We start from the raw sequence: 21217 nt of genomic DNA on the forward strand, positions 1-21217 counted from the left end.
CTTATTCCGGCGCCGGATAGCTCACTTCAAGGATGGCCAGCTGTTCGATGCCCGACGGCGTCTGCAACACGACCTCGTCGCCTTCGCGCGCCTTGGTCAGCGCACGCGCCACCGGTGAAATCCAGCTGATCTTGCCGTTGAGCGGATCGAGCTCGTCGATGCCGACGATGGTCACCGTATGGGCCTCTCCCCGCTGGTTTTCATAGGTGACGGTAGCGCCGAAGAAGATCTGGTCGCTGCCATGGTGCACCGTGGGATCGACCACCTCGGCCAGATCCAGGCGCTTGGTCAGGAAGCGGATGCGGCGGTCGATCTCGCGCAGGCGCTTCTTGCCATACAGGTAATCGCCGTTCTCGGAACGGTCGCCGTTGGAAGCGGCCCAGGACACGATGCGCACCACCTCGGGGCGATCAACGTCGATCAGTTGCAGCAACTCGTCCTTGATGCGCCGATGCCCTTGGGGCGTCATGTAATTCTTGGACCCTGCGGGAATGGCGGGCAAGGCGATTTCATCATCGTCGTCACCGCCGTCGGATTCTTTTACAAAGGCCTTGTTCATCTGCAATGTTCGGTTCAATTGGGCTGCAGCCGCGCTGCGCACGGCTTAAACGTCATTGTAGCCGGATGCGGGAGGCAACGAGGGTACAGTTGAGGCTGCAAACGCCCCCTTTGCTGTGCTGCGCCACATAGCCGTCCCCGGCTTTTCTTGCCTGGCCCCTCGCCCTTTGCCGCGCCCTCGGCGATAATTCCGGGTAATGCAACTCCCCTTGCCCCGTTTCCATCAAGCGACCACCCATGTCCTCCATTGCTCCCCGTTACCGCATCGGCCTGATTGCCAACCGCGCCCACCAGGACGCCCCCGACTCCGCGCTGGTCCGGCTGCTGACCGGCTCGCGCCATCGCATCGAAGCGCTGCAGCCGGAACTGATCGTGGTCGGCCGCACCCTCGACGCCATCGGCCAGATGAACCTGCTGCCCGGCTACCCGCATCTGGTGCGCTTTCCCTACGGCCGTAACGGCGGCTTGATGAAACTGGTCTCGCGCACGGTGGATGCCGATCCCGAGCGCACACTGGATGCGGTGATCTATCTGATCGATCCGGTCGATCCCTCCTCCACCTTCCCCGAGGCGGTGGCGCTCAAGCGCCAGTGCGTAATCCACGGCAAGCCTTTCCTGTCGACGCTGGCCGGCGCCCAGGAATGGCTGGAGCTGGAGTCCATCGCCACCGGCGCCGCTGCCGACCCGGCTCTGGACAGTCGATTCAAGCTGGAGCAGGAAGGCATCGCGCTGATCGCCCACGATGCGATGAAGCCGCGCATGCTGGCACTGGCCGAAAAGCATTTCGACGTGCTCGACAAGTTTGCCTTCCGCTGCGCCACCGGCACCACCGGCGGGCAACTCAACCAGTTGGCCATGAAGATCAAGGGCGAAGCCGGCCGCCATTGGGTCAAGCCTTTCCTCTCCGGCCCGTTGGGCGGCGATGCGCAAATCGCCGAGCTGATCCTGGAACACCAGTGCCGGCGCGTGCTGTTCCTGGAAGACCCGCATGTGGCGCGCCAGCACGAGGCCGACATCCAGTTGCTGGAACGCGCCGCGCGCACCGTGACCGACTACGCCTCCTGCATGAGCGACGTCGAATGGGGCGACCGCTGGCTGTCGCTGATCGGCGCGCGCCAGGTCTGACCTCAAGCCTCATCGACGCTGCCATGTCCATTCCACCGCCCCCTGCGCCCCGCCGGCCATCGAGATGGCGACGGCGCTTGCTGGCGCCGCTGATCTACCTGGCGGCCTTGCTGCTGATATTGGAAGAATGGCTGTGGGACGTCACCCAGGCGCTGTTGGCGCGCATTCCCGCCTGGCCGTTTTTGGCGAAACTGCAACGCTGGGTGGAACGGCTCTCGCCTTATGCCGCGTTGGTGTTTTTCCTGGCGCCGACCCTGCTGCTGCTGCCGGTCAAGATCCTCGCCCTGCTCTCCATCACCCATGGCCACCCGACGCTGGGCGTCGGCATCATCCTCACCGCCAAGGTGCTGGGCACTGCGCTGGTGGCCCGCATCTACGCGCTCACGCGCCGCAGCATGCTGTCGCTGGGATGGTTTCAACGCGCCCATGACCGGGTACTGGCGTTCAAGGACAGGATGATTGCCCATCTGTACGCCAGTCCCGGCTGGCAGCAGATACAGCGATTGATCGCAAGCCTGCGACGCACGGTGCGCGGCGCCATCGGCGCCGTGAAAGCGCGCTTGACCGGGTCGCCGCGCGCCGAAGGCCCACGCTTGCCGCGCCTGTTCCGGCGCCTGGCGGCACGCATGAAAAAATGGCGTAAATTCCGCTCTCACTGAAAGCGCACCCGAGATGCCGGCCGTCGACCGCCGGTCATTCATCATCAGTCATTGAGTAGGGAGGTAGGAGAAACAGGACGCTAAAAACCAGCCAAAACTACCCGCGAGGCCGCGAGAAATCAGGCTTTTCGGGGTGGCGAGGCAAATTCTGATTTCCGGACAGTGTCGGTGGTTTAGTGCGGGATATTCGGGCATTAAATGTGGGAAATTCAATCCGGCAATGCGGATTTAATCCCACTTTAATGCCCGTTTTATTTCCGATTGGCGCGCCGTAAAACGGTGGTTAAATGATCATCCAAGACGTCCCCAACCAAGCGACGGTCGGAATCCGGGAAACCAACCAGCGGACGAGCCGGGATGCCTGGATGAGTCACGCGCTTGCGAACCAGGCCACCAAAAGCGAGGGCTTTTGCCGTTTTGGGCTTGATGGTATAGGGGGAACCCTTCGGCCCATAGGTGCCGGTGCCGCCGTGGTGGAAGATGGCCTTCCAGTCGTTCGTGCCCACTACGACGCTGGCGCCGTCGACCTGATATTGGAAGCGCAGCAGGTCGCCGCTGTCGTAGAGAATCCGGTTTCCTTTCTTCGCTATCACCTTCTTGGCCGTCGCCAGGCTCATCGTGCCGTTCTTTCGGAACGTCTTCCCCTGTGCCTTCCAAATCGCCGAGCCGAGCGTGGACGGCTTGAGGGGCGCCCATTTTGTGCCATCTGGCGCTAGACCCTGACTATGGCGGTCGTCATTCACGCGCAGCAGGCTTTCGCCGAGGGACGCCAGGAGCTGGGCGGGCGTTACGAGCGCATGCCCGACCGCCTCCAGGGCGCGGATCAGGTGGTCGGCTTGAATTTCATATTGGAATTGCATAAACTAGTCCCGTGTCTCGGTCAGACTGCGCTCCGGCGCTACTGCACAGTATCCGGGCCACTGAAAAGACGCGGCTTCGGCCGCGTTTTTCATTTCAGCGTTCAATGCGTGTAGAGGTAGGCCAGCAGCACGATAAATGCCGGCGTGCCGAGCATCCAGGCTAAGAAGTATTTCCACATCGTCCGCTCCCTTTAGTCTTTCTTGAACACCAAGCGGCCATTCCGCTGCCGGTCAAAGTACGCTGCGCGCGCCGCCTCGGAATTCTGGCTCCCCATGAAGGCGGTGGAGCCGTCCCAGCCGTTGTCGCCCCACTCGAAGACGCCAACGCCGAATTCCTTGCTGCCCTCCATCTCGAATGCCTTCAGATAGCGGCGCTTCAGACGCCAGCGCCCCTTCTCGGCAGCGTCCTTCACCCAGGCCCACCAGATTTCATCCGGCTCGATCAGCGTCGAGGCCAGGAGGTTGGCATATTCCATGCGGTCGGCCTTATCCGGCCTGGCCAGCCACTTGAATTGACCTCTGCCGTCCTGGAACAGCGCTTTGCTGATGGCCACGGTGCTCCCGGCCGCGTCAGTGAATGCGGCGCCGTGCTCCATATTCGCGCCGAACACGTCCAGGAAATCCGCGACGGCCACTTCTGGCTTTGTTCCCGCCGGCACCAGGTCGCTCTTGGGAACAACGGTCGGCTTTGGCGCCGCCACCGGCCGCGCCGCTGTTGGCCAGGTGGCGCCACGCTCTTTCAGCACCGCGTCATAGCCCTGCAGCGGCGGGACGGTGTTCGGCTCAAGCCAAGCCTGGCCGGGGTTGTAGGCGAAGCCCGGGTCGATGCCTTTCGGCACCCGCACGGATCGGGGATTGCTGCCGTTCTTGCCCACGACACGCTCTTCCCATTCAATAGCCGGCTCCTCGTCCGGCCTGGTGCGGCCCTTCTTCTCCCACTCCCGCGCGGCTTCGACGCGCGACAGCGAGTATTTCTTGCATTTGCAGCCCCAAGCGTTCTGCGGCGTGTGCGTGGCCCACCACGGGCTGTCGAGCGGCAAAATAGTGCCGTCCCATGCCTTGTGCTCCAGGCGCGGATGTTCAATCGAGGTGTGGACATACTTGGCGTAGGGGCGCAGGTGCTTCAGCTCCTGCATTTGCTGCTCGCGGCCGGCGTTGTATGCCTGGGTGATATTGGTGTCGTAGATCACCTTGCTGCGCCAGCCAGGCGTGCCCTTGTAAGCCCACCCGTATTTGGCCGCGATGCTCTCGAATTGCTCACGGAACGCCGCGTAGCCGGTGCCATTGGCCTGCGCATCACGAATAGCGTTGTAGAAGTCGGAGACCAGGGCATCGTTGGCCGCTCCAGCGATCACGAAAGCGTGGCTGTGCTGCTTTTCCCAGATATCAGTCCAGCCCGAGGATGGGAGCTGGATTTTTTTCTGGAAAAAGTCGATTGCTTGCGGGAACGGTAGCTGCAGCGGAGATGCGGCCATGTCAGTTGCCGTCCATTACATCCGACCTGCCGCCTAGGTTCGCAGCCGCCATGCCGAATGCCAGGGCCTCGCCCCATTTCGGATCGGCCTTGAGTGCCTCGATACGATGGAGCGCGTCTTCGAAGTCACCGGCCTCGCTGACCGCTGCAGCGATCTGCTGGAACACAGCCTGTTCGAACGGAGCGCACAGTGCCGCCAGGCGGGCCGACATGGCGCCAGTGATCTCCTGGTCAGTCTTGCCGGTCGCAGTTAGCGCCGCCATACGCACCAGGGCGGCCTGCTCGGGGATGGCCTGCCTGGTAGTCAGCGTCAGAATCTTGTCGCCGTCCTTGGCGCGCGGAATCTGCATCACGCGATGGGCATACTCCACATCGATCTCCATGCCCAGGGCGGCCGCCTTGATCAGCACGTCGGCCATCTTGCCCTGGTCGGCCGTCTCTTCGGTGAGATAGCCAAACTGGGGGATGCGATCCTCCGGGAACATGCCGTTGATCAGCGCAATCGGCTTCACCAGTTGCGCGTTCCAGGTCGGTTCGATCTGGCGGACGTCATGCAGCATGATTTCGCGGCGCACCTTGTCATGGATCACGCCCAGGGCATTGGTAGAGGTCTTTCCATCGGCCTGGCTGGTAAGCGTGCCTCCTAGGATCGCCATAGACTGCTTGCGCTCCCAGTAATCGATGGCGTCGAGGAAGTCGCCGACCTTGCCGCTTGATGCCTCGACAAAGTCAATGCTCATCGTCGATGGCACCACGCCGGCCCCGTCGTTGCCGATGTTCCGGACGGCTTTCAGCAGCTCATCGCGTTGGCTGTTCGTGATGCCAGCAGGATATTTCCCGAGGCGCAGCGGAAGGCCATAGGTTTCCAGGAAGCGCTGCATGTCCTGGACGTTGTAAGCCTTATAGGCATACGTCCAGCAGAGCACGCGGAACAACGCAGCCTGCTCGATGTAGCCCGATTTTGCCTGGTGCTCATGTACCACCCAGCCCCATTCGCGCAACGGCTCGGGAATACCGTTATTCACGTACTGCAGGGCTCCTTTTTTCCTGTCGATCTCCAGGAGGCGCTGGGGAACCCACACCAGGCTGCTGGGAACCCATTCGCTACCGGTCTTCCAAGCGATTTCAAGGGCAGCAATGCCCTTGCCGACCGCATCAGTGATGTTGTACTGCGCGTCTTCGAAACGGGGAATGCTCCGCAGCATACCGGCCAGCTCTTCACACCGATCCAGCTCGGATTGCGTTGCATCATCCGGCGGGGTCAAGGCCCAGCCGAGGCCGGTAACGGCGCGGCGGCGCTTGGCCAGCTCGCTGAAGATGTGTGCATCCTGTTCCTCGACCAGCTCGAACAGCTCGGCTTGAAACGTGATGACGCCCTGATCCGCCGACGAAAAGGCTCCGGCCAGGCGCGTCGGGTCGATGGTGTTGCCGGCGCGATAGTTGAGCGAGCTGTTTTGGCCAGCGCGGGGGCCGGCCTGCAGGGCATCGATTCCTGCTTTGACCGCAGAGCGGAGCCGGTTTTTGATATCAGTGAAATTCATCAGTCGTCATCCTCATTGTCGCGGGCACCACGGCGGCCACCTCTGACAGCCGTATAGGCCCATTCGCCAGCAAATTGCGTTGTGATCTTGAACAGCTTTTCTAAAGCATCAGGGCCGTCATCGTGGTCGGCCTCGGGCCAGAACTTGAGCTGTTCCAGCATGACACTCTGCGAGCGATGGAGCCGAATCTTTCCATTGGCGACGTGCGGCTGCAGGCTGATGATGCGCAGCTCCTTTTCCACGCTTTCCGACATGGGAATACCCGGAAAGGCAATGCCTCGCAGTGCGGCGCGCTTGAGCAGCTCCGTATACATGAACTCCTGGAACTGGACGGTTTCAACGCCCCACGCCAGGCACCGGTATTCCTGCTGATAGTCAATCGCACGGTCAATAATCATGTCTGGAACACGGCGAGCGATATCGGCTTCGACGAGGTCGAGATCCATCGTGTTGCGGTTCAGCCCGCCAACCAAGATTGCGGACGGATCGCGCTTCTTGTTCTTCTTCCCCAAGGACGGATCAATAGAACCGAAAAACAGCCAGTCATTGCGACGGTCGACCCAAAAATGCACCACGCGGAACGGTGCTGTATCGTCGTTGCCTGCTTCGTTCTGCTGCTCCGAATTGAAGGCATCGTGATCGACGGCACGCATGCACATCAGGCGATACAGCGGGCGCACCTTTGCCCATGACAGCTCGGCGCCAGCAGTCATTTCCGCTTCGTTCTCCTTGAAGAAGGCGAGCGCATCTGCCTCCGCTGTTTCCTTCTCCCCGTCGCCGTCGCCGCCGCTGGAATAGATGGCCTCCCACTTTTCCCACAAGTCCATCCGGTCAGGCCAGCGCATGATCGACTTGAAGACGCGGCGGCGCCATCCAGGCTTGCGCGATACACGGTTGATCGCCGCGTCATAGTGCAGGCTGGTGCCGACCCAAAAGACGTCCAGGCCGCCGGCCGGCCCGGCAAGGCCCAGCACTGCCTTGAGAACGAAGTCTTGCACCTTGTCGCGCTGCGCCTTGTCCCGCACGTTCTCGTCGTTTTCGAGGTCGTCCAGGTGGATCAGATCGGGGCGGTAAGGGCCGTGGCGCATGCCGCGCAGCTTTTTGCCCGTGCCGGCAATCCGAATCTTGATGTTGTTGGCGGTAATGGCCGTAGTGGCATGCCAGATGCGGCCACGGCCGCATGCCTCGGGGAAGTCCATCGCCAGCCGCGGATTGAACTCCAGCTCGCTCTTGATGGCCTCCAGCATCTCGGCGGACTGCTCTTCGGTGTTCATGATGTTGACGATCAGATGCTTGCGCGCCTTGGCGGGCAGCAGGCCGTCCTTGATGCGTTGCGCGATGCGCGTCGAGCGACAAACGTTCCACAGTGAGCCCAACTGGGTCTCGTAAGTGGATTTCGCTTCACCGCGCGCCGCCTGGTGGACCTCACGGGCGTCCTGGGCGCTATTGATCACGCCGGGGTATCGCTCGAAAACGAACTTGTGAAACAGCGAGAAATCATTCGTCGGCACATAGTGCGGGAAGTAGGTCGAGCAGAAGTATTCGTAGTCGTCTACCGCGCGTTCGGCCCGCCTCTTACTGGCTGTGGAGTCGGTTTCAAACTTCTCGCATTCCAGCTCGATCAAATTCCGCAGGTCTTCTCCGAGCTGGGCCAGTTGCTGCTCGAACTCCCGCAGGTTGGCCACCTCCAGGGGGACGTAGTTGTCGTCTTCGAAGGTCGAATCAGCCATATCGCTTGCCCAAGATTGCGCCGATCTCTTCCAAGTGTGGATGCAGTGCCCGCAACGCCGACGGGTCGGAGGCGCGCAGATGTTCGGCGATGGTCTTCAGCGTGTCCAGCGCCACGGACAGCGCCGAGAACGCCGGGTTGACGCGGGCAAATGCCTTGCTGAACTTGGCATAGGCATCGGCCAGTTGCGCAAGCATCTGCGCCTTGTCGGCGGCCGGCATGTCACCGGATTCCAGCTCGCGCGTGGTGGTGATCACCTGGCGGGCGAAGTCCTCCACAAGCTGCTTGTTCAGATCGTCGACGCCCCGGTCGCTGATCCGATATGCCGCCCGCGCGGTATCCCAGTCGTCGCCTTTCTTGGCGGCGGCCTGCTTCCAGTCGCGCGCCGTGTCATAGCTCACGCCGCAAGTGACAGCAGCGCCCTTGAGCGGCATGCCCTCGACGTAGAGCTGGCGGACGCGGTCGCGCGTTTCTTGGTTGTGGGCCATTACTGCTGCCTCAAAATGCCGACGCCAGCCGCGACCAGCATTTCCTCCGGGCTTGGGCGCGCGACGCCAGGCATCTGCACCAAGCCGGCGGCGCAGTCCTTGCCGCGCGTCGAGATGGTGGCGAAGACGATGGCGCCGGTATCGCTATAGGTCAGCATCCCTTGTTCGTTGAGCCAGGCCAGCTCGGTGCGCAGCGCATCCTGGGACAGTGCATGGCCGTAGTTGATGGAGAGCTGCTGGCGCACCAAGCTTTCGTTGGCGCGATAGCCAGGAACGGTCGACAGCACTTGCAACACGCGCAGGCGAAGGTCTTCCCGTTGCATTTTTTCGTAGTTGTTCATCGCGTCTTGCTCCGCAAATGCTCGTCGATACTGTTCAAGAGACGGTTCATGCCATTGACGATGCCGGTGAGCTGCGCCAGGGCCGTACTGAGCTGATTGGTCTTCTCGTGCCATTGGCCGAGGTCTTGATGCGTGGGGCCGCTTTCCAACTTCGTCAGCCGGTTGCCATGCTGCAGGATGGAGTCATTCAAATCAGCCTCCACCTTGTCGATACGGCTGTTTGTGGCTTTGTTCTTGTTGGACAGGTACATGTACAGGGCCACGCCCCACGTCAAGATAAAGTTGGCCGCGCCCAGCAACAGCGACCACGTCATCAAGTCTTCCCGGCTCATTTTTCTCCCTCTGTAGTTTCAAAATCGATCAGCTTGTCGAGGCGGGTTCGGCAGATTTCATACTGCTCTTTTGTGTTTGCGATCCAGCCGGCGACGTCGGTATCGGTGGCAACGGCTCCACCCGCTGCAGCAGGGTTCCCGGTGGGCGTGGACATTCCCCCAGGCGCGTTTGCGGAACCTGCGGTGTCGTTGAGCAAGCGCACAGTGTCAGCAGCAAGACAAGTTCGGCCAGTAGTGGTTTTGTGTAGCGCATTTGATAGCTCCTGCTTTTTGGTCTTGAGGACGGATTCAGTCTTGGCCAGGTCAATGGCCAATTGGTCTCCGCGTGCATTGGCCTTCTTTAGGCGCTCGGCTTCTGCAGTCAATGCCAATGCATCGGCCTTTGACTGGTTGGCGTCTCTGGTCGCCAGGTCTGCCGAGTGCCTGGCGCCGATGTATTTCCAAGCAGCGAAAGCGCCACCGCCCAGGCCGATAGCCAGGGACACAACGGAAGCAATCAGAATCGCCGCAATGAATTCGGATAGCGTCTTCATGGCTTTGTCTCCGGGCCCCACGTCGCATAGCGCGGCTGCAGGGTCTGCATGATGCGGCGTGGATAGCCGAGGTTTTCAGGGCAAAAGATCGGGCTTCGCTTGGCCTGGCCACATGCAGCATCGACCGCCTCCCGATCAGTCGCCGGCTTTGCAGTTGCGGCCTCCTGGAGCCAGTGCCCCAGGCCGCCGTTATAGCTGCGGAACGTTGCCCAAAGACGGTCGTATTCGGTGGGGCCACGCACGCGCAGATACAGCCAGCGGTCATATTCGACCAGTGCGCGAAGTGCCCAGGTGGGATTGGTCGGCAAGCAGTCGCTCGCAGGAAGAGCCTGCAGCTCACACCACCAGCGCGCCGTGGCTGGCATGAATTGCGCCATACCCTGTGCACCCACCTTCGATACGGCGCTGGGGTTCCAGCCGCTCTCCTGGTGAATCTGTGCCGCAAACAGTGGGATGGGGGCATCCAGGCCCCAGACGGCATGCGCAGCGCGCGTCAGCTCGCCGCGATACTGATGAGCCGCCCTGGGAATTTCTTGGGCGGAGGCGCGGCCCGCGAGCAAGCCGGTACCAAACGCAACCACTGCCAAGAGCAGCAGCCAGTGACAAACGAGCGGCAGCAGGCCCAGCTTGGTTCGATGCCAGTTCATATCAGGCACCCAAGCCCATAGCGAGCATGGCGCAGCCCACGATCAGCGCGCGGCGAATCATGGAGGCAGCAAAGGATTGCTGCATCGACTCCTGGAAGTGGCCGACGACCATGCGGTCGCCGTCAGGCTCGATCTGGCAATGGGGGTGGTCAGGCTCCGGCTCGTCCTCGATGAAGGTGTGCGGCCGAGCGTAAGGGAACAGCCCACGGTCGAGCCAATAGCCGACCACGCCGGCCACCGTGACCAGCGAGAGCTTATAAAGGCTGACCAGAAACTGCTGCGGATACAGCAGCCAGATGGTCAGCAGAAGAGCAGCGGTAAAAACCAGCCAGCCGAACAGGCGTGGTGTTTCCAGCGACGAGAATTTGAGGCGAAGTTTTTGCATTGCGTAATCTCCGATAGGTTGCCTTGCGACAATCGGAAGTTACGCCTCCAAACTCATCTGTCCCACGCTGGAAATGTTTCCAGCGGCATGACGCCGCTTGGGTCAGCGGCGATAGATTTCGGTCAGGAACTGCGAAGCCCGGGTCTTTGCCGTGCCCAGCAGGTCAGCATCCAGGCGACCGCAATAGAGGTTCACATTGCTCTTGTCGCCCTCGTCAATTCGCGGACTCCCCGAGTTGAGAACGACCAGATACCAAGAGCAAGCCAGAACCGAGTTTTTTTCCTGACCAGGATATGGTTGCGCCGCGTAGCCGTAGGCTAGATTGCGCTGAGCCTGATAGTCGCCCGCATGCGCCTGCCGCATGACCTCCTGGAACTCTCCATTTTCTGGCACCTTTGCCTCCTGGGGGGCTGCGGCCGGCTTCGATGCAGAATTGAAGTAGCTGGCAGCGGGGATCAGCACCGCCATTGCAAGAGCAAATATCGTTACCTGTTTTGATCTTGAAAGCGATCCAATTTTGGTTACCTTTTCTGCGCCTTTTTCCATTTATTCCTCCCCCTCAAGTTTTCCACCGAAAGCCTTTCGCAGGCTGACAACCGATTCCAAGGCAGCCTGCCGCGCCTCTGCGGTGGGCATGGCTCGACTGTTCCGCAGGAATGCAAGCTCCTGCGGCGTCCGAGCCGCATTTTCGATCCGCATGCCCGTGATTACGTAGGAAATATCAAATCCGAGCCCTGCCACGATACTCAGGTAATTCGCGTCCGGTGGGGTTCGATTCTTCTCATAATCAATCTGCGTTTTCTTCGAAACGCCCACCGCGTCGGCCACTGCTGGCTGACTGAGTTTTAGTCGGTCGCGCTCTTCGCGCAGTCGCTCACCTATGGACACAAAAAACCCCCTAAAAAAGTAGTTGACGGTAACGAAATCGTTACTCATAATCCCTATCATTCGCTGTGTTTGATAGTTACCAATTTGTGAGGAGTATGACGACATGCCACCAGCAGTCAATAGGTCTGATGTGCTCGACGCCTTGAGGAAAGAAGGAACGACCCTCAAGGGCTGGTGCGAAAAGCACCGGTATGGCTACCGGAACGCCTCGGATGTGCTCCGGGGCATCAACAAAGGCACGTTCGGCCAGGGCAAGGAAATCGCCGACAAGTTGAACGCGGTGGCTGCTCGTTCGAAGACCAAGAAGCGTTAAGGAGGATTGAAAAGTGGGAAAAGGTACGAAAGCAAAGCCGGAATCGACGCCCGCCGTAGCGAGCGAACTGGTGCTGCCGGATAGCCCGGTCTCAGCCCTGTCGACTGTGGCGCCGGAGCGCTTGGCACAAGTCAGTGCCCAGTTCGGCATCGTGACCGAAGACCTGGGCGAGCTGGCAGTCCTGGGCGCGGATTCGATGAACCGGGCGATGTTCGAAATTACCCGGGCCGGCCTTGCCTTCATCAAGGCCCATGCGCTGCTCTCCCTGGGCAACGGCGGTGACCGAAAATCAGTGTCCGAACGTGCGGACACTGATCGCCCGGCGGGCTTTGGCGCGTGGATGGAGCAGCATGGTCTGGCCAAACAGCGCGTGTATGAGTCGATGAAGATCGCCAAATTCGTGACGCTGCTCCCGCCCGAGCAGCTCGACGACGTATTGACCCTCGGCCGCGTCAAAGTCGCCTTGTTGGCATCCCTTCCCCCTGACGTCATCGAAGCCGCAGCACAAAGCGGCAACGACCTGATGGACAAGGCGGACGTGATGACCACCGCCGAACTCAAGGAAGAAGTGCGACGCCTCAAGGGGCGCGAAAAGAACTATGAGGCCGAGCTGGAACGTGCCGAAATGAAGTTGCAGCGGGTGATGAGCGCCAATCAGCGTAGCACCACCGAGCTGCTGGATCGCACGGTCGAAATCCGCGAGGAATGCATGGCCTTCGAGGCAGGCGCCCGCCTGAATATCGAAAGCCTGCGAAAGCTCTTCGAGGATGTGAATCCGGAGGGGCCTGACGCCCCGGAATGGCGTATTCAGATCGAGCAGCTATGGGTGGCGGCGCATGTCGTGGCCGCGCGCGCCTCCGACCTCGTCGAGCTGATGCGCGACAGCGTCCGTGCCAGCGACATGCCCGAGCGCATTCAGGCCGGCCACATTCTCACGCCCGAAGAGGCGCAGCGTTGGCTGCTCGACTACCCAGCAATCGAAAACCGCCACGGCGCCGAGAGCGCCTCCCGCCAGGAGACGCGCGAAGAGGCCAAGCCACGCGGCCGTGGTCGTCCGGCCGGATCGAAGAACAAAGAAAGCAAGGGGGAATAAGCCATGAAGGGAGCGCGAAACATGGTGAGACTTGTGGGGACAACCGGCGGCGCGGTGGCGCCGTTGCCGACAGCCCAGGTGCTGGCGCTGCGCAGCCGCGATCCGTGGAAAGAGTCCACGGATCGCGCCCGCCAGGTGGCGATGTTCCGCGAGACCGTCGTCAACTATGTGCACGCCCTGACAGAGCAAGGCGTGACGCAAAACAACGCGATTGCGCTAATGCTGGAACGCGGCGAAGCCGACCGTCTGCCCAAGCACTTCGCCGTGGCGCTGCAGGAATCCGCTAAGTCCGGCCGCAAGACTCCTTCGCGCTCCGCCATCTGTGACTGGTGCGCCAAGTACCGCGAAGGCGGCATCTCGGCCTTGCTGCCCGAGCACAAGGGCCGTGTGGTCGAAGCGGCCGGATGGTGGGGGCCTGCCCTGGAATACTTCAATTCGCCGAGCAAGCCCGATATGTCGGCCGTGCATCGCCGCCTGGTCGAGGTTGACCACTTTCCGGTGAGCTATGACCAGGTTCGCAACTACCTGGCAGGCGTCCCGGCCATGCTCGGCCGCAACAGCCCGGCCCGCATCGGCAAGAACCTCTATCGCTTGACCGAGAAAGCCTATGTCCGGCGCTCGACGGAGAACGCCCTGGCCGGCGACGTCTACGTCGCCGACGGTTACCGGGCCGATATCTACCTGGCGCATCCTGTAACCGGCGATATCTGGCGCCCCGAACTGACCGTCGCCATCGACATGCGCAGCCGCTATCCAGTCGGCTGGCGGGCGGACGAGCACGAAGGAACGGTCGCGGTGCAGAACATGTGGGCCGAGGCGTTCGCACGCTGGAACCACGTGCCGCCGTTCCTGTACGTCGACAACGGATCAGGCCACAAGAACAAACTGATGAGCGACGAAATGACCGGCTTCTATGTCAGGGCCGGCGTGCAGCAGATCATCCACGCCATCCCTGGGAACCCCCACGGTAAGGGCTGGGTGGAACGCTTCTTCCGCATCGTCAAGGACGACTTCCTCAAGCTGTGGCGTCCTGAGTTCTACTGCGGCACGGACATGGCGCCGGAGGCGCTGAACGCGACAGTGCGTGAAATCAAGGCCGGCCGGCTGACGCTCCCATCGCTCGCCGAGTTCCGGGACGCCTTCGACGCCTGGATGGAGCGTTTTGTGGATCGCCCGCACCCGGAAGACAAGAACGCCACACGCCGCTCCCTGTGGGAGTCCCTGGTGCCGATCCCGCCGCACCAGAGTGCCCTGGAGCTGAAACGCCAGGCGGTGGTGCTGACCGTCGCCCGTGCCTCGCTGCGACACGGCAAGCGCGGCTACAAGCATCCTGACCTGCATTGCTTCAACGGCCAGAAGGTGGTGCTGGAGTACGACCTGATGGACGACCGCGTAGCGGTGATCCGCACCACCGAGGGCCGCTGGATATGCGATGCCCACCTGATCACGGCTATCGACGCTATCGCGCCGAATCGCTTGGAAGAGAAACGCCAGAACCGCGCAGCCGACGCCATCAAGCGCCTGGAGAAGAAGAAGGCCGAGCAGAAGGCCCGCGCCGGCCAGGTCATCGATGTGGACGCGGTGGCCGAAGGTGCAATGCCCGCCATCGAAGTAGAAGCGCGGGTGATCGAGGACGACGAACCGCTGCTGCTCGATCTGAACATCAACGACAACGAATAACCGATAACGAACTGGAGCCTTCCCATGCCCAAAGCTACCTCGATCAATCCGACCTCCCAAGCTGCGGTCGTCTACGCCGCCCACTACACCGCCGAAGACCGCGACGCTTGCATGCGCGTCACGCAATGGCTGGCCGAGCGCGAGTTCAAGCTGGTTCACCTGGCTCGCCTGGCCCGTGTGCATCAAAGCACGCTGACCCAGATCCTCAAGGGCTACTACGATTCGAGCCCGACCAAGCAGCTCCGCGCCGTGGAGTCCGCGATGCGCCACCGCGACGAGGTCGCCCTGGACGTGATTGCACCGGTCGAGACGAGCGTGTTCAAGCTGGTGCACACGTCCTGCCTGATGGCCCGCCGCTACCGGAATTTCTCCGTACTGACTGGCTACGTAGGCACCGGGAAGACGTTCGCCCTCAAGTGCTACCGCGCCGCGCATGACAACACGCATCTGATCGAGGCCACGCCGACCATGACCACGTCGAGCCTGATCAACCACCTGCATTTGGCGGTGATGGGCTTCGAGTCCAAGGCCAATCTGGAGGTGAAGTTCCGCGCCATCGTTGGTGAACTCAAGAACACCGACAGCCTGCTGATCATCGATGAAGCCGAAACACTGACGCCGCACCAGCTCCACACGCTGCGCCGTCTGCGCGACCTGGCAAACATAGGAATTGTCCTGGCCGGCACCGAGAACCTGCGCGGCCTGATCTCGCCTGAACATGGCCAGTTCGACCAAATCCGCTCTCGCGCCGGCTTCTGGCCGGAGACCATCACCAAGATCACCCTGGACGACGCGGCCGCGATGGTGCAGTCGGGTTTCGGCGACCGCGAGGTATCGGACGAAGTGATTCAGCGCATGTACGAATACAGCCGGGGCAGCGCCCGTGTGCTGACCGAGGGCCTCATCGCCGCGACCAAGGAATTCGGCAAGGGCCGTGCCCTGGACGTGAAGCTGATCGACGCTGTAGCCAAACAGGCGCTGTGCCTCCAGGTTGCGAACTGAGGGGCATGCCATGCAAGTGCTGACTGACAACTTCATCAAGCGCCTGGCCCAGGCCAACGAGGCATGCAGGCAACTGCGCAAGATCGGCTTCCGCGTTCACCGCTGCATCGTTAGCGGCGGCGACTCCCTGGAGAAGAGCCGCATTGAAGTGAGCGGCAAGGCGGCATACCCGCATGTCGAGTTCGCTGGCTGCGAAGTGCAGCGGTTCATCGAGGGGCGGCGATGAGCGGCCCGCGCCGGCCGCGCGGCAAGGCAGCGCCAGCAGTAGCCGACGTTTGGGCCAGCGCCGACATGGCACACGCCTTGAGCGTCGTTGGCCGGCTGCTGCCCGAGGGCATGCGTGTCGTGATCTTCCGCCCCGATGGGGAAACCCGGGCAGCGGTCGAGGCAACGCATGAGGGCGGCACCACCACGTCGCACTGGGCGGACGGCGCCACACACTGATTTTTCACAAGGAGAGCAAGCAATGAGCGAAAGCAAGAAGATTCCCGAGGGCTACCGCGAGGACGCCAAGGGGCGGCTGGTGCCGGAAGGCTTGATCAGCCAGGTAGACCTGATGCGCGATGCCCTGGTGGTCGAACTGGCGACCTTAGCCAAGGCCGCGAGCAATGGGCTCGCAGAGTTGAAGACGCGCGCATTCCATGACATTGGCGCTTTCGCCGAGCTGTCGGCCGAGAAGTACGGCGCCAAGATCGGCGGCGCCAAGGGCAACACCAGCCTGACCAGCTATGACGGACGCTTCAAGGTGCAAGTGGCCGTGGCCGAGCATACCCAGTTCGACGAGCGTATCCGGGCCGCCGAGCAACTTCCACTCGAATGCGCTGCTGAATGGGGCGCCGGTCTGCGCCCGGAAGTCCAGGCGCTCCTGCAAGCGGCCTTCCAGGTGGACAAGAACGGCAAGATCAGCCTGGGCCGTATGCGCGATCTGAAAAATCTCGCCATCGAAGACGAGAAGTGGAAGCGCGGCATTCAGGCTATCAACGACAGTCTCCAGGTGGCCGGCAGCAAATCCTATGTGCGCTTTTTCGAGCGCAACGCCCAGGGTGAATATCTGCCCATCACTCTCGACGCAGCGGCGGTGTGACATGAGCAAAGAAATCTTCTCGTTACTTGTTCCAGACACGTGGATGGGTACGCCGCTCGGCGATATCCTCGCCAAAATGGCGGACGCGAACGCGGGTTCGGTCAGCTTCGCCACGGCGGCGCCCGGCAAAAATCTCGATTTTGCCGTAGTGTTGCTGCAGGGCGATGGGACGCCCGAAATTCTGGAGGCAGTCAGCGCGGCCACTGATTCGCAACGCGACACCTCCGGCCCGGCTGGGGCACTGGCGCGCATCCGTGGGGTGATGAAGCGCCATCTGCATCCGATGGGCACCAGCAAGCACGAAGCGATAGCTGAGATTGCGGCCATTTTGGCGCAGGCTGACGGCATTCCTTCGCGTTTGGCAGAACAAAAACAAGGGGCAGAGGTAGAAAATGGCAGAGGCTAAAGCGACGCATTGCGCGTACTGCTGGGCCACCGGCCAGATCCAGTTTGCGGTGATCGGGGCGGCGCCTAAGACAGCAGTTGAGTTTGCACGTGGCCCGGAGGCTGCGTTGCGCGAAACAGTAACCGTCGCGGCCACACGCGACGAGAAGAACAAGAGCAGCGGCGAACTGTTGGTGCCTGGCGTCCAGGAAGCACCGAACCAGAGCGCCGGTGGGGACGCACTCGGGGATTTCGTCTCCTGGTGCCGCAAAGTCCTGCGCGTTCCTGGTGTCACCTTCCAGATCAGGGTGGTGCTATGAAGCGCATCTACATCAGCGGCCCGATGACGGGCCTTGCCAACCTCAATTTCCCTGCCTTCAATGCCGAAGCGGCCCGTCTGCGCGCCCTCGGCTACGAGGTGGTAAATCCGGCTGAACTGCATGGGGGCGTCCCCAACGAGGATATCTCTTGGGAGGAATGCCTACGTCTTGACTTGGTGGCCATGCTTGGGTGCGACACCGTGGCCATACTGCCCTCCTGGCATCAGTCCCGGGGAACTCACCTGGAATTGCACGTGGCCCATCGTGTGGGCATCAACATCGTTGAGGCCGCGTCAATCAACTTCCCCTGGACGCCGTCGGCTGAATTGTTGGCCGACGCAGCGCGCTTGGTCAGATGCTGACGGGGGCAGCATGATGGAATTCATCGAAATCAAAGTGCGCCAGGGGGGCGGCACCTACTCGGCCAGTTACAAGGGTAGGCGCGTCTCATGCACCACCGGCCCGGAGCAGGCGGCCGAGCGCCTGGCCACAAAATTGTGGGGCGCGGGAAACCACCAGGTCGAGCGCGCCGAGGCGCAGACCAATCCCGACGTGTACGCCCTGGTAATCTTCCGGGCAGCCGAGCCGACCCGTTGCCCGCGCACGCTGGAGCTGCCGCTATGAGCGAAACAGCCAAGCATCTGCGCCAGCTCCTGGGCATCGCCAAGAGCTGGGCGGCGAAGACGCTGCCCGGCTGGAGCGACGATTCCCACCGCGACCTCCTGGCGCGCTACGGCGCGCGGGCGGTTGAAGGCAGGATTTCGGCCAGCACAATGTCGCTTCAGCAGCTCGGCTCGGCGCTCGATGATTACGAGCGTCGCGGCTGGCCACGTCAGCGTGGCGTCTTCAAGCGAGACGGGCATGCCAAGGCAGTATCGCCTCAGATTGCCCATATCTTCCGCTTGTGGGGTCTCCTGGGAAAAGCCGGCAAGGTCAAGAATGCAGACCGCGCCGCGCTGCTGTCTTTCTGCGCCCGCCAGGTGAATCGTGACGTGCCAAACCTCGACGGCCTCACCGATGACCAGCGCCAGGCCATCATTGAAGCCCTCAAAGCGTGGATGAAGCGAACCTGACTATGTCCACGCCTCGACTCCCTCAGTCGTTACCCCTGACCTCCAACGTCGACGATATCGGCGATTGGCCAGCCTTGGACGACGACTTCCTGGCAACGCTGCCGGCCGTGCTGCGCGCTATCGTGCGTGCGCTCGGTCTGGTGCGGGCCAAGGACTGGCTGCGCGAGTACGGCGGCGTGAACTGCAATGTTCCGATGTTCCGTGAGCGTGCAATGGGGCTGATGCCCGACGAGCTGGCGCGCCTGCGCATTACCTTGCGGCCTCACTTGGATGCCAACGGGCGCTTGTGGCTTCCCAAGGCCGACAAACTGTTCCAGCGGCTGCGTAATAGCCACATTCGAAAAGAACGTGCTCGTGCCAGCTTGTCCACGCTGGCCCATCGCTACCACCTCTCATCGCGCCAGATTCAGAACATCTGTGCGGACGAAGACGACGCCCAACTCGACCTGTTTTAGCCAGGTTTCGCATTTCCTCGGTCAGTTCGACAACAGGAATAGGTCGAAAATCGTTTTATACCGATTTAGAAACGCCGTTCTCCCTCTTCTGAGTACGAATCCCTACGCAGCACCCCAAAACGTCTTAAAAGCCCTCTAAATCGGTCGGCCTTATCTCGTCCGCTGGAAATGTTTCCAGCGTGGGCCTTAATTCGCTGCGCCGCAAGAATGCTTCCTATCGAAACAGGGAGCAAAACGTGGCCCAAACCAAGCGCAATACATCCATCGCCGGCTGTTCATTTGAATTGGCTCTTGCCGCCGGTCAGGCACCGACCGAAGTACATCTGCTGCCGGCCGGCTCGTTCCGCTCGGTTGATGGCCGCCCGGATGATGTGGCAACCGGGGCTTGGCATATCAATGCTCCGGTCGCCGCTGACGTCATCGCTTTGGCCAAGTCCCGCAAGACCGACATTCTCATCGACTTCGAACACCAGTCGCTGAATGCTAAGAATAACGGGAAGCGCGTCGAAGCCGCCGGCTGGATTCCTCGCTCGCTGGAATGGCGCGATGGAGTCGGCCTGTTCGCAACTGATGTGCAGTGGGTCGACGACACCGCCGACCTGATCGTCAAGAAGAAGGTGCGCTACATCAGCCCGGTCTTCCTGTACGACAAGGACACCGGCGATGTGCTGGAGCTGATTTCGGTTGCGATCACCAATACCCCCGCACTCGATGACCTCGAAGCTCTGGCCGATCTGGCCCGCGCGTATTCCATTTTTTCCACCGAAAAGGAGGCTGAAATGCCTAATGAAGTAGCCGCGCTCACGGTTGAGCGCGATGGCCTGCAAACCAAGGTCGCAGCCCTGACCGCCGAGCGCGACACACTCAATACCAATGTTGCGGCACTGGCCAGGGAACGCGACGACTTCAAGGCCAAGGCCGAGAAGCTGGAAGGCGAAAAGACCGAAGCCACCAAGCTGGACGAGCAGCAGAAGCATTCAGCCCTGTTGCTGGCCGCGTTGAACGACGGCCGCCTGGTGCCCGCGCAAAAGCCCTGGGCCGAAAAGCAATCGCTGGCTGTTTTGACCGAATACCTGGACGCCACCAACCCGATTTCTATCGCCAAGGGCCAGCAGCACCAGGAGGCCAACAAGGGCGGCAACGGTCTGAGTCAGGAGACCCTGGCCATGTGCAGTCGCATGGGCGTGACGCCGGAGGAATACCTGGCTGCGAAGAAGTCCCGGGACTGATTCCTAGCAGGCATAGAGGCAACACCGAATTCAACATTAAGAGTCCAAGGAGAACCCAATGGGCAAGCTGACGCAAGACCAAATCAACGACCTCAAAACCACCCTGATCGCCCGCTGGGACAAGGGCCTGAAAGTCAGTTCGGATGACTGGAAAAAGATCTCCAAGCTGGTGAACAGCAACGGTGCATCCAACACGTACAAGTGGCTGACCCAATTCCCGCAGTTCCGTGAATGGGTCGGCTCCCGCGTGCATAAGTCCGTCGAGGAGCGCGGCTACCAGGTGGTCAACAAGAAGTTCGAGGCCACCATCGACGTGCTGGTGGACGACATGGAAGACGACAACACCGGCCAGTACGGCACGCTCGCCGAATCCGCCGGCCAGTCGGCCAACGATCTCAAGAGCCGCCTGATCTTCCAGGCACTGGCGGCCGGCTTCGCCAGCGAGTGCTACGACGGTCAGTACTTCTTCGACACTGATCACCCCACCACCACCAACGAAGACGGCAGCGGCGATGTGACGCCCGTCAGCAACATGCAGGACGGCACCAAAGCGCCCTGGATTCTGCTGTGCACCAAGCAGGCCCCGGCGCCGATCTACCTGCAGGAGCGTTACAAGCCCAAGTTCGAAATGCTGACCAACATTCAGGGCGACCGCAACTTCGACTACGACCAGATTTCGTTCGGCGGCAAGTGGCGCGGCAATGCGGCCTATGGTTTCTGGCAGTGCGCGTTCGGTTCCAAGGCCGACCTGACCGCCGCGAACTTTGAAGCGGCCTTCGACGCGATGGGTCTGTTCAAGGGCGATGGTCAGGTGCCCTTGGGCATCATGGCCGACACCCTCCTGGTGGGCATGTCCAACCGCGCTGCCGCCGAGGCCATCCTGCTAAAGCAGAACCTGGCCAACGGCGAGAGCAACACCAACTACAAGCGCGTCGAGCTGATCGTCACGCCCTGGCTGTAACCAACACGTGAGCGGAAGGGAGCGCAGTTTGGCTCCATGTTTGCCCCCCGCCCAGGCGGGCGG

At 61.5% G+C, this 21217-nt stretch carries 29 protein-coding genes; 16 read left to right on the plus strand and 13 right to left on the minus strand.

All coding sequences use genetic code 11. The features are described from left to right. Nucleotide 1 precedes the first annotated feature (1 nt). The gene (gene greB / locus AC07N6_RS08960; RefSeq protein ID WP_494779957.1) at nt 2–559 is read right to left on the minus strand and encodes a transcription elongation factor GreB; all 558 of its coding nucleotides are present in this window, start codon (nt 557–559) and stop codon (nt 2–4) included. 236 nt (nt 560–795) lie between these two features. On the opposite strand from greB, the gene AC07N6_RS08965 reads away from it, so the two are divergent. Next, on the plus strand, nt 796–1683 hold the full coding sequence (locus AC07N6_RS08965; RefSeq protein WP_494779958.1) for a methylglyoxal synthase: 888 nt from the start codon (nt 796–798) through the stop codon (nt 1681–1683). Between the two features lie 23 nt (nt 1684–1706). Further along, nucleotides 1707–2342 (plus strand): hypothetical protein, encoded by a 636-nt coding sequence (locus AC07N6_RS08970; RefSeq protein ID WP_494779959.1) that lies wholly within the window; start codon nt 1707–1709, stop codon nt 2340–2342. Between the two features lie 251 nt (nt 2343–2593). Here AC07N6_RS08970 and AC07N6_RS08975 read toward each other — a convergent pair whose 3' ends face one another. From AC07N6_RS08975 to AC07N6_RS09030, 12 genes are all read right to left on the minus strand, one after another. Further along, nucleotides 2594–3202: a phage virion morphogenesis protein gene (locus tag AC07N6_RS08975; RefSeq protein ID WP_494779960.1), complete on the minus strand. Its 609-nt coding sequence runs from the start codon at nt 3200–3202 to the stop codon at nt 2594–2596. A 191-nt stretch (nt 3203–3393) separates the two neighbouring features. After that, nucleotides 3394–4677 carry a PBECR2 nuclease fold domain-containing protein gene (locus tag AC07N6_RS08980; protein WP_494779961.1) on the minus strand — a complete coding sequence of 428 codons (1284 nt, stop codon included), beginning with the start codon at nt 4675–4677 and terminating at the stop codon, nt 3394–3396. A 1-nt stretch (nt 4678) separates the two neighbouring features. Continuing rightward, on the minus strand, nt 4679–6217 hold the full coding sequence (locus AC07N6_RS08985) for a DUF935 domain-containing protein (protein ID WP_494779962.1): 1539 nt from the start codon (nt 6215–6217) through the stop codon (nt 4679–4681). After that, on the minus strand, nt 6217–7947 hold the full coding sequence (gene terL, locus AC07N6_RS08990) for a phage terminase large subunit (protein WP_494779963.1): 1731 nt from the start codon (nt 7945–7947) through the stop codon (nt 6217–6219). The genes AC07N6_RS08985 and terL overlap by 1 nt, the downstream gene beginning before the upstream one ends. Continuing rightward, nucleotides 7940–8434 (minus strand): DUF1804 family protein, encoded by a 495-nt coding sequence (locus AC07N6_RS08995; protein ID WP_494779964.1) that lies wholly within the window; start codon nt 8432–8434, stop codon nt 7940–7942. The genes terL and AC07N6_RS08995 overlap by 8 nt, the downstream gene beginning before the upstream one ends. Then, on the minus strand, nt 8434–8775 hold the full coding sequence (locus tag AC07N6_RS09000; protein WP_494779965.1) for a VpaChn25_0724 family phage protein: 342 nt from the start codon (nt 8773–8775) through the stop codon (nt 8434–8436). Before AC07N6_RS09000 ends, AC07N6_RS08995 begins: the two co-directional genes overlap by 1 nt. After that, nucleotides 8772–9107: a DUF2730 family protein gene (locus tag AC07N6_RS09005; RefSeq protein WP_494779966.1), complete on the minus strand. Its 336-nt coding sequence runs from the start codon at nt 9105–9107 to the stop codon at nt 8772–8774. The genes AC07N6_RS09000 and AC07N6_RS09005 overlap by 4 nt, the downstream gene beginning before the upstream one ends. After that, entirely contained in the window at nt 9104–9640 is a 537-nt protein-coding gene (locus AC07N6_RS09010; RefSeq protein ID WP_494779967.1) for a hypothetical protein, read from the minus strand. Before AC07N6_RS09010 ends, AC07N6_RS09005 begins: the two co-directional genes overlap by 4 nt. After that, nucleotides 9637–10287: a transglycosylase SLT domain-containing protein gene (locus AC07N6_RS09015; RefSeq protein ID WP_494779968.1), complete on the minus strand. Its 651-nt coding sequence runs from the start codon at nt 10285–10287 to the stop codon at nt 9637–9639. Before AC07N6_RS09015 ends, AC07N6_RS09010 begins: the two co-directional genes overlap by 4 nt. A gap of 1 nt (nt 10288) precedes the next feature. Continuing rightward, nucleotides 10289–10672, minus strand: a complete 384-nt coding sequence (locus AC07N6_RS09020) for a putative holin (protein WP_494779969.1) — start codon at nt 10670–10672, stop codon at nt 10289–10291. A 102-nt stretch (nt 10673–10774) separates the two neighbouring features. Then, the gene (locus tag AC07N6_RS09025; protein ID WP_494779970.1) at nt 10775–11218 is read right to left on the minus strand and encodes a hypothetical protein; all 444 of its coding nucleotides are present in this window, start codon (nt 11216–11218) and stop codon (nt 10775–10777) included. Further along, the gene (locus AC07N6_RS09030) at nt 11219–11608 is read right to left on the minus strand and encodes a helix-turn-helix domain-containing protein (protein ID WP_494779971.1); all 390 of its coding nucleotides are present in this window, start codon (nt 11606–11608) and stop codon (nt 11219–11221) included. It lies immediately after the preceding gene. Nucleotides 11609–11663: 55 nt separating this feature from the next. On the opposite strand from AC07N6_RS09030, the gene AC07N6_RS09035 reads away from it, so the two are divergent. From AC07N6_RS09035 to AC07N6_RS09100, 14 genes are all read left to right on the plus strand, one after another. Further along, nucleotides 11664–11873, plus strand: a complete 210-nt coding sequence (locus AC07N6_RS09035; RefSeq protein WP_494779972.1) for a helix-turn-helix domain-containing protein — start codon at nt 11664–11666, stop codon at nt 11871–11873. Nucleotides 11874–11886: 13 nt separating this feature from the next. Further along, nucleotides 11887–12966 (plus strand): transposase, encoded by a 1080-nt coding sequence (locus AC07N6_RS09040; RefSeq protein ID WP_494779973.1) that lies wholly within the window; start codon nt 11887–11889, stop codon nt 12964–12966. Nucleotides 12967–12987: 21 nt separating this feature from the next. Next, nucleotides 12988–14646 (plus strand): Mu transposase C-terminal domain-containing protein, encoded by a 1659-nt coding sequence (locus tag AC07N6_RS09045; RefSeq protein ID WP_494779974.1) that lies wholly within the window; start codon nt 12988–12990, stop codon nt 14644–14646. Between the two features lie 24 nt (nt 14647–14670). Continuing rightward, nucleotides 14671–15648: an AAA family ATPase gene (locus AC07N6_RS09050; protein WP_494779975.1), complete on the plus strand. Its 978-nt coding sequence runs from the start codon at nt 14671–14673 to the stop codon at nt 15646–15648. A 10-nt stretch (nt 15649–15658) separates the two neighbouring features. Continuing rightward, nucleotides 15659–15874, plus strand: a complete 216-nt coding sequence (locus tag AC07N6_RS09055; RefSeq protein WP_494779976.1) for a hypothetical protein — start codon at nt 15659–15661, stop codon at nt 15872–15874. Nucleotides 15875–16114: 240 nt separating this feature from the next. Then, nucleotides 16115–16732 carry a DUF3164 family protein gene (locus AC07N6_RS09060; RefSeq protein WP_494779977.1) on the plus strand — a complete coding sequence of 206 codons (618 nt, stop codon included), beginning with the start codon at nt 16115–16117 and terminating at the stop codon, nt 16730–16732. A gap of 1 nt (nt 16733) precedes the next feature. Continuing rightward, the gene (locus tag AC07N6_RS09065; protein ID WP_494779978.1) at nt 16734–17138 is read left to right on the plus strand and encodes a hypothetical protein; all 405 of its coding nucleotides are present in this window, start codon (nt 16734–16736) and stop codon (nt 17136–17138) included. Next, nucleotides 17125–17436, plus strand: a complete 312-nt coding sequence (locus tag AC07N6_RS09070) for a hypothetical protein (protein WP_494779979.1) — start codon at nt 17125–17127, stop codon at nt 17434–17436. Before AC07N6_RS09065 ends, AC07N6_RS09070 begins: the two co-directional genes overlap by 14 nt. Further along, nucleotides 17433–17798, plus strand: a complete 366-nt coding sequence (locus tag AC07N6_RS09075) for a DUF4406 domain-containing protein (protein WP_494779980.1) — start codon at nt 17433–17435, stop codon at nt 17796–17798. Before AC07N6_RS09070 ends, AC07N6_RS09075 begins: the two co-directional genes overlap by 4 nt. Before the next feature lie 10 nt (nt 17799–17808). Next, nucleotides 17809–18060: a hypothetical protein gene (locus AC07N6_RS09080; RefSeq protein ID WP_494779981.1), complete on the plus strand. Its 252-nt coding sequence runs from the start codon at nt 17809–17811 to the stop codon at nt 18058–18060. After that, a complete protein-coding gene (locus AC07N6_RS09085; protein WP_494779982.1) occupies nt 18057–18509 on the plus strand; it encodes a phage protein GemA/Gp16 family protein in 453 nt (150 codons plus the stop codon). The genes AC07N6_RS09080 and AC07N6_RS09085 overlap by 4 nt, the downstream gene beginning before the upstream one ends. Nucleotides 18510–18583: 74 nt before the next feature. Further along, a complete protein-coding gene (locus AC07N6_RS09090; protein ID WP_494779983.1) occupies nt 18584–18964 on the plus strand; it encodes a DNA-binding protein in 381 nt (126 codons plus the stop codon). 236 nt (nt 18965–19200) lie between these two features. Next, nucleotides 19201–20193 (plus strand): phage protease, encoded by a 993-nt coding sequence (locus AC07N6_RS09095; protein ID WP_494779984.1) that lies wholly within the window; start codon nt 19201–19203, stop codon nt 20191–20193. Between the two features lie 58 nt (nt 20194–20251). Next, complete coding sequence (locus tag AC07N6_RS09100; RefSeq protein WP_494779985.1) at nt 20252–21154, plus strand: Mu-like prophage major head subunit gpT family protein; 903 nt, start codon at nt 20252–20254, stop codon at nt 21152–21154. The last annotated feature ends 63 nt before the right edge of the window (nt 21155–21217 follow it).

It is taken from the genome of Herbaspirillum sp. GW821-FHT09A12, from assembly GCF_059418325.1.

Excerpts from the sequence above, each read along its gene's own strand:
- greB (WP_494779957.1), bottom strand. The coding sequence starts at position 559 with ATGAACAAGGCCTTTGTAAAAGAATCCGACGGCGGTGACGACGATGAT.
- AC07N6_RS08965 (WP_494779958.1), top strand. The coding sequence starts at position 796 with ATGTCCTCCATTGCTCCCCGTTACCGCATCGGCCTGATTGCCAACCGC.
- AC07N6_RS08970 (WP_494779959.1), top strand. The coding sequence starts at position 1,707 with ATGTCCATTCCACCGCCCCCTGCGCCCCGCCGGCCATCGAGATGGCGA.
- AC07N6_RS08975 (WP_494779960.1), bottom strand. The coding sequence starts at position 3,202 with ATGCAATTCCAATATGAAATTCAAGCCGACCACCTGATCCGCGCCCTG.
- AC07N6_RS08980 (WP_494779961.1), bottom strand. The coding sequence starts at position 4,677 with ATGGCCGCATCTCCGCTGCAGCTACCGTTCCCGCAAGCAATCGACTTT.
- AC07N6_RS08985 (WP_494779962.1), bottom strand. The coding sequence starts at position 6,217 with ATGAATTTCACTGATATCAAAAACCGGCTCCGCTCTGCGGTCAAAGCA.
- terL (WP_494779963.1), bottom strand. The coding sequence starts at position 7,947 with ATGGCTGATTCGACCTTCGAAGACGACAACTACGTCCCCCTGGAGGTG.
- AC07N6_RS08995 (WP_494779964.1), bottom strand. The coding sequence starts at position 8,434 with ATGGCCCACAACCAAGAAACGCGCGACCGCGTCCGCCAGCTCTACGTC.
- AC07N6_RS09000 (WP_494779965.1), bottom strand. The coding sequence starts at position 8,775 with ATGAACAACTACGAAAAAATGCAACGGGAAGACCTTCGCCTGCGCGTG.
- AC07N6_RS09005 (WP_494779966.1), bottom strand. The coding sequence starts at position 9,107 with ATGAGCCGGGAAGACTTGATGACGTGGTCGCTGTTGCTGGGCGCGGCC.
- AC07N6_RS09010 (WP_494779967.1), bottom strand. The coding sequence starts at position 9,640 with ATGAAGACGCTATCCGAATTCATTGCGGCGATTCTGATTGCTTCCGTT.
- AC07N6_RS09015 (WP_494779968.1), bottom strand. The coding sequence starts at position 10,287 with ATGAACTGGCATCGAACCAAGCTGGGCCTGCTGCCGCTCGTTTGTCAC.
- AC07N6_RS09020 (WP_494779969.1), bottom strand. The coding sequence starts at position 10,672 with ATGCAAAAACTTCGCCTCAAATTCTCGTCGCTGGAAACACCACGCCTG.
- AC07N6_RS09025 (WP_494779970.1), bottom strand. The coding sequence starts at position 11,218 with ATGGAAAAAGGCGCAGAAAAGGTAACCAAAATTGGATCGCTTTCAAGA.
- AC07N6_RS09030 (WP_494779971.1), bottom strand. The coding sequence starts at position 11,608 with ATGAGTAACGATTTCGTTACCGTCAACTACTTTTTTAGGGGGTTTTTT.
- AC07N6_RS09035 (WP_494779972.1), top strand. The coding sequence starts at position 11,664 with ATGCCACCAGCAGTCAATAGGTCTGATGTGCTCGACGCCTTGAGGAAA.
- AC07N6_RS09045 (WP_494779974.1), top strand. The coding sequence starts at position 12,988 with ATGGTGAGACTTGTGGGGACAACCGGCGGCGCGGTGGCGCCGTTGCCG.
- AC07N6_RS09050 (WP_494779975.1), top strand. The coding sequence starts at position 14,671 with ATGCCCAAAGCTACCTCGATCAATCCGACCTCCCAAGCTGCGGTCGTC.
- AC07N6_RS09055 (WP_494779976.1), top strand. The coding sequence starts at position 15,659 with ATGCAAGTGCTGACTGACAACTTCATCAAGCGCCTGGCCCAGGCCAAC.
- AC07N6_RS09060 (WP_494779977.1), top strand. The coding sequence starts at position 16,115 with ATGAGCGAAAGCAAGAAGATTCCCGAGGGCTACCGCGAGGACGCCAAG.
- AC07N6_RS09065 (WP_494779978.1), top strand. The coding sequence starts at position 16,734 with ATGAGCAAAGAAATCTTCTCGTTACTTGTTCCAGACACGTGGATGGGT.
- AC07N6_RS09070 (WP_494779979.1), top strand. The coding sequence starts at position 17,125 with ATGGCAGAGGCTAAAGCGACGCATTGCGCGTACTGCTGGGCCACCGGC.
- AC07N6_RS09075 (WP_494779980.1), top strand. The coding sequence starts at position 17,433 with ATGAAGCGCATCTACATCAGCGGCCCGATGACGGGCCTTGCCAACCTC.
- AC07N6_RS09080 (WP_494779981.1), top strand. The coding sequence starts at position 17,809 with ATGATGGAATTCATCGAAATCAAAGTGCGCCAGGGGGGCGGCACCTAC.
- AC07N6_RS09085 (WP_494779982.1), top strand. The coding sequence starts at position 18,057 with ATGAGCGAAACAGCCAAGCATCTGCGCCAGCTCCTGGGCATCGCCAAG.
- AC07N6_RS09100 (WP_494779985.1), top strand. The coding sequence starts at position 20,252 with ATGGGCAAGCTGACGCAAGACCAAATCAACGACCTCAAAACCACCCTG.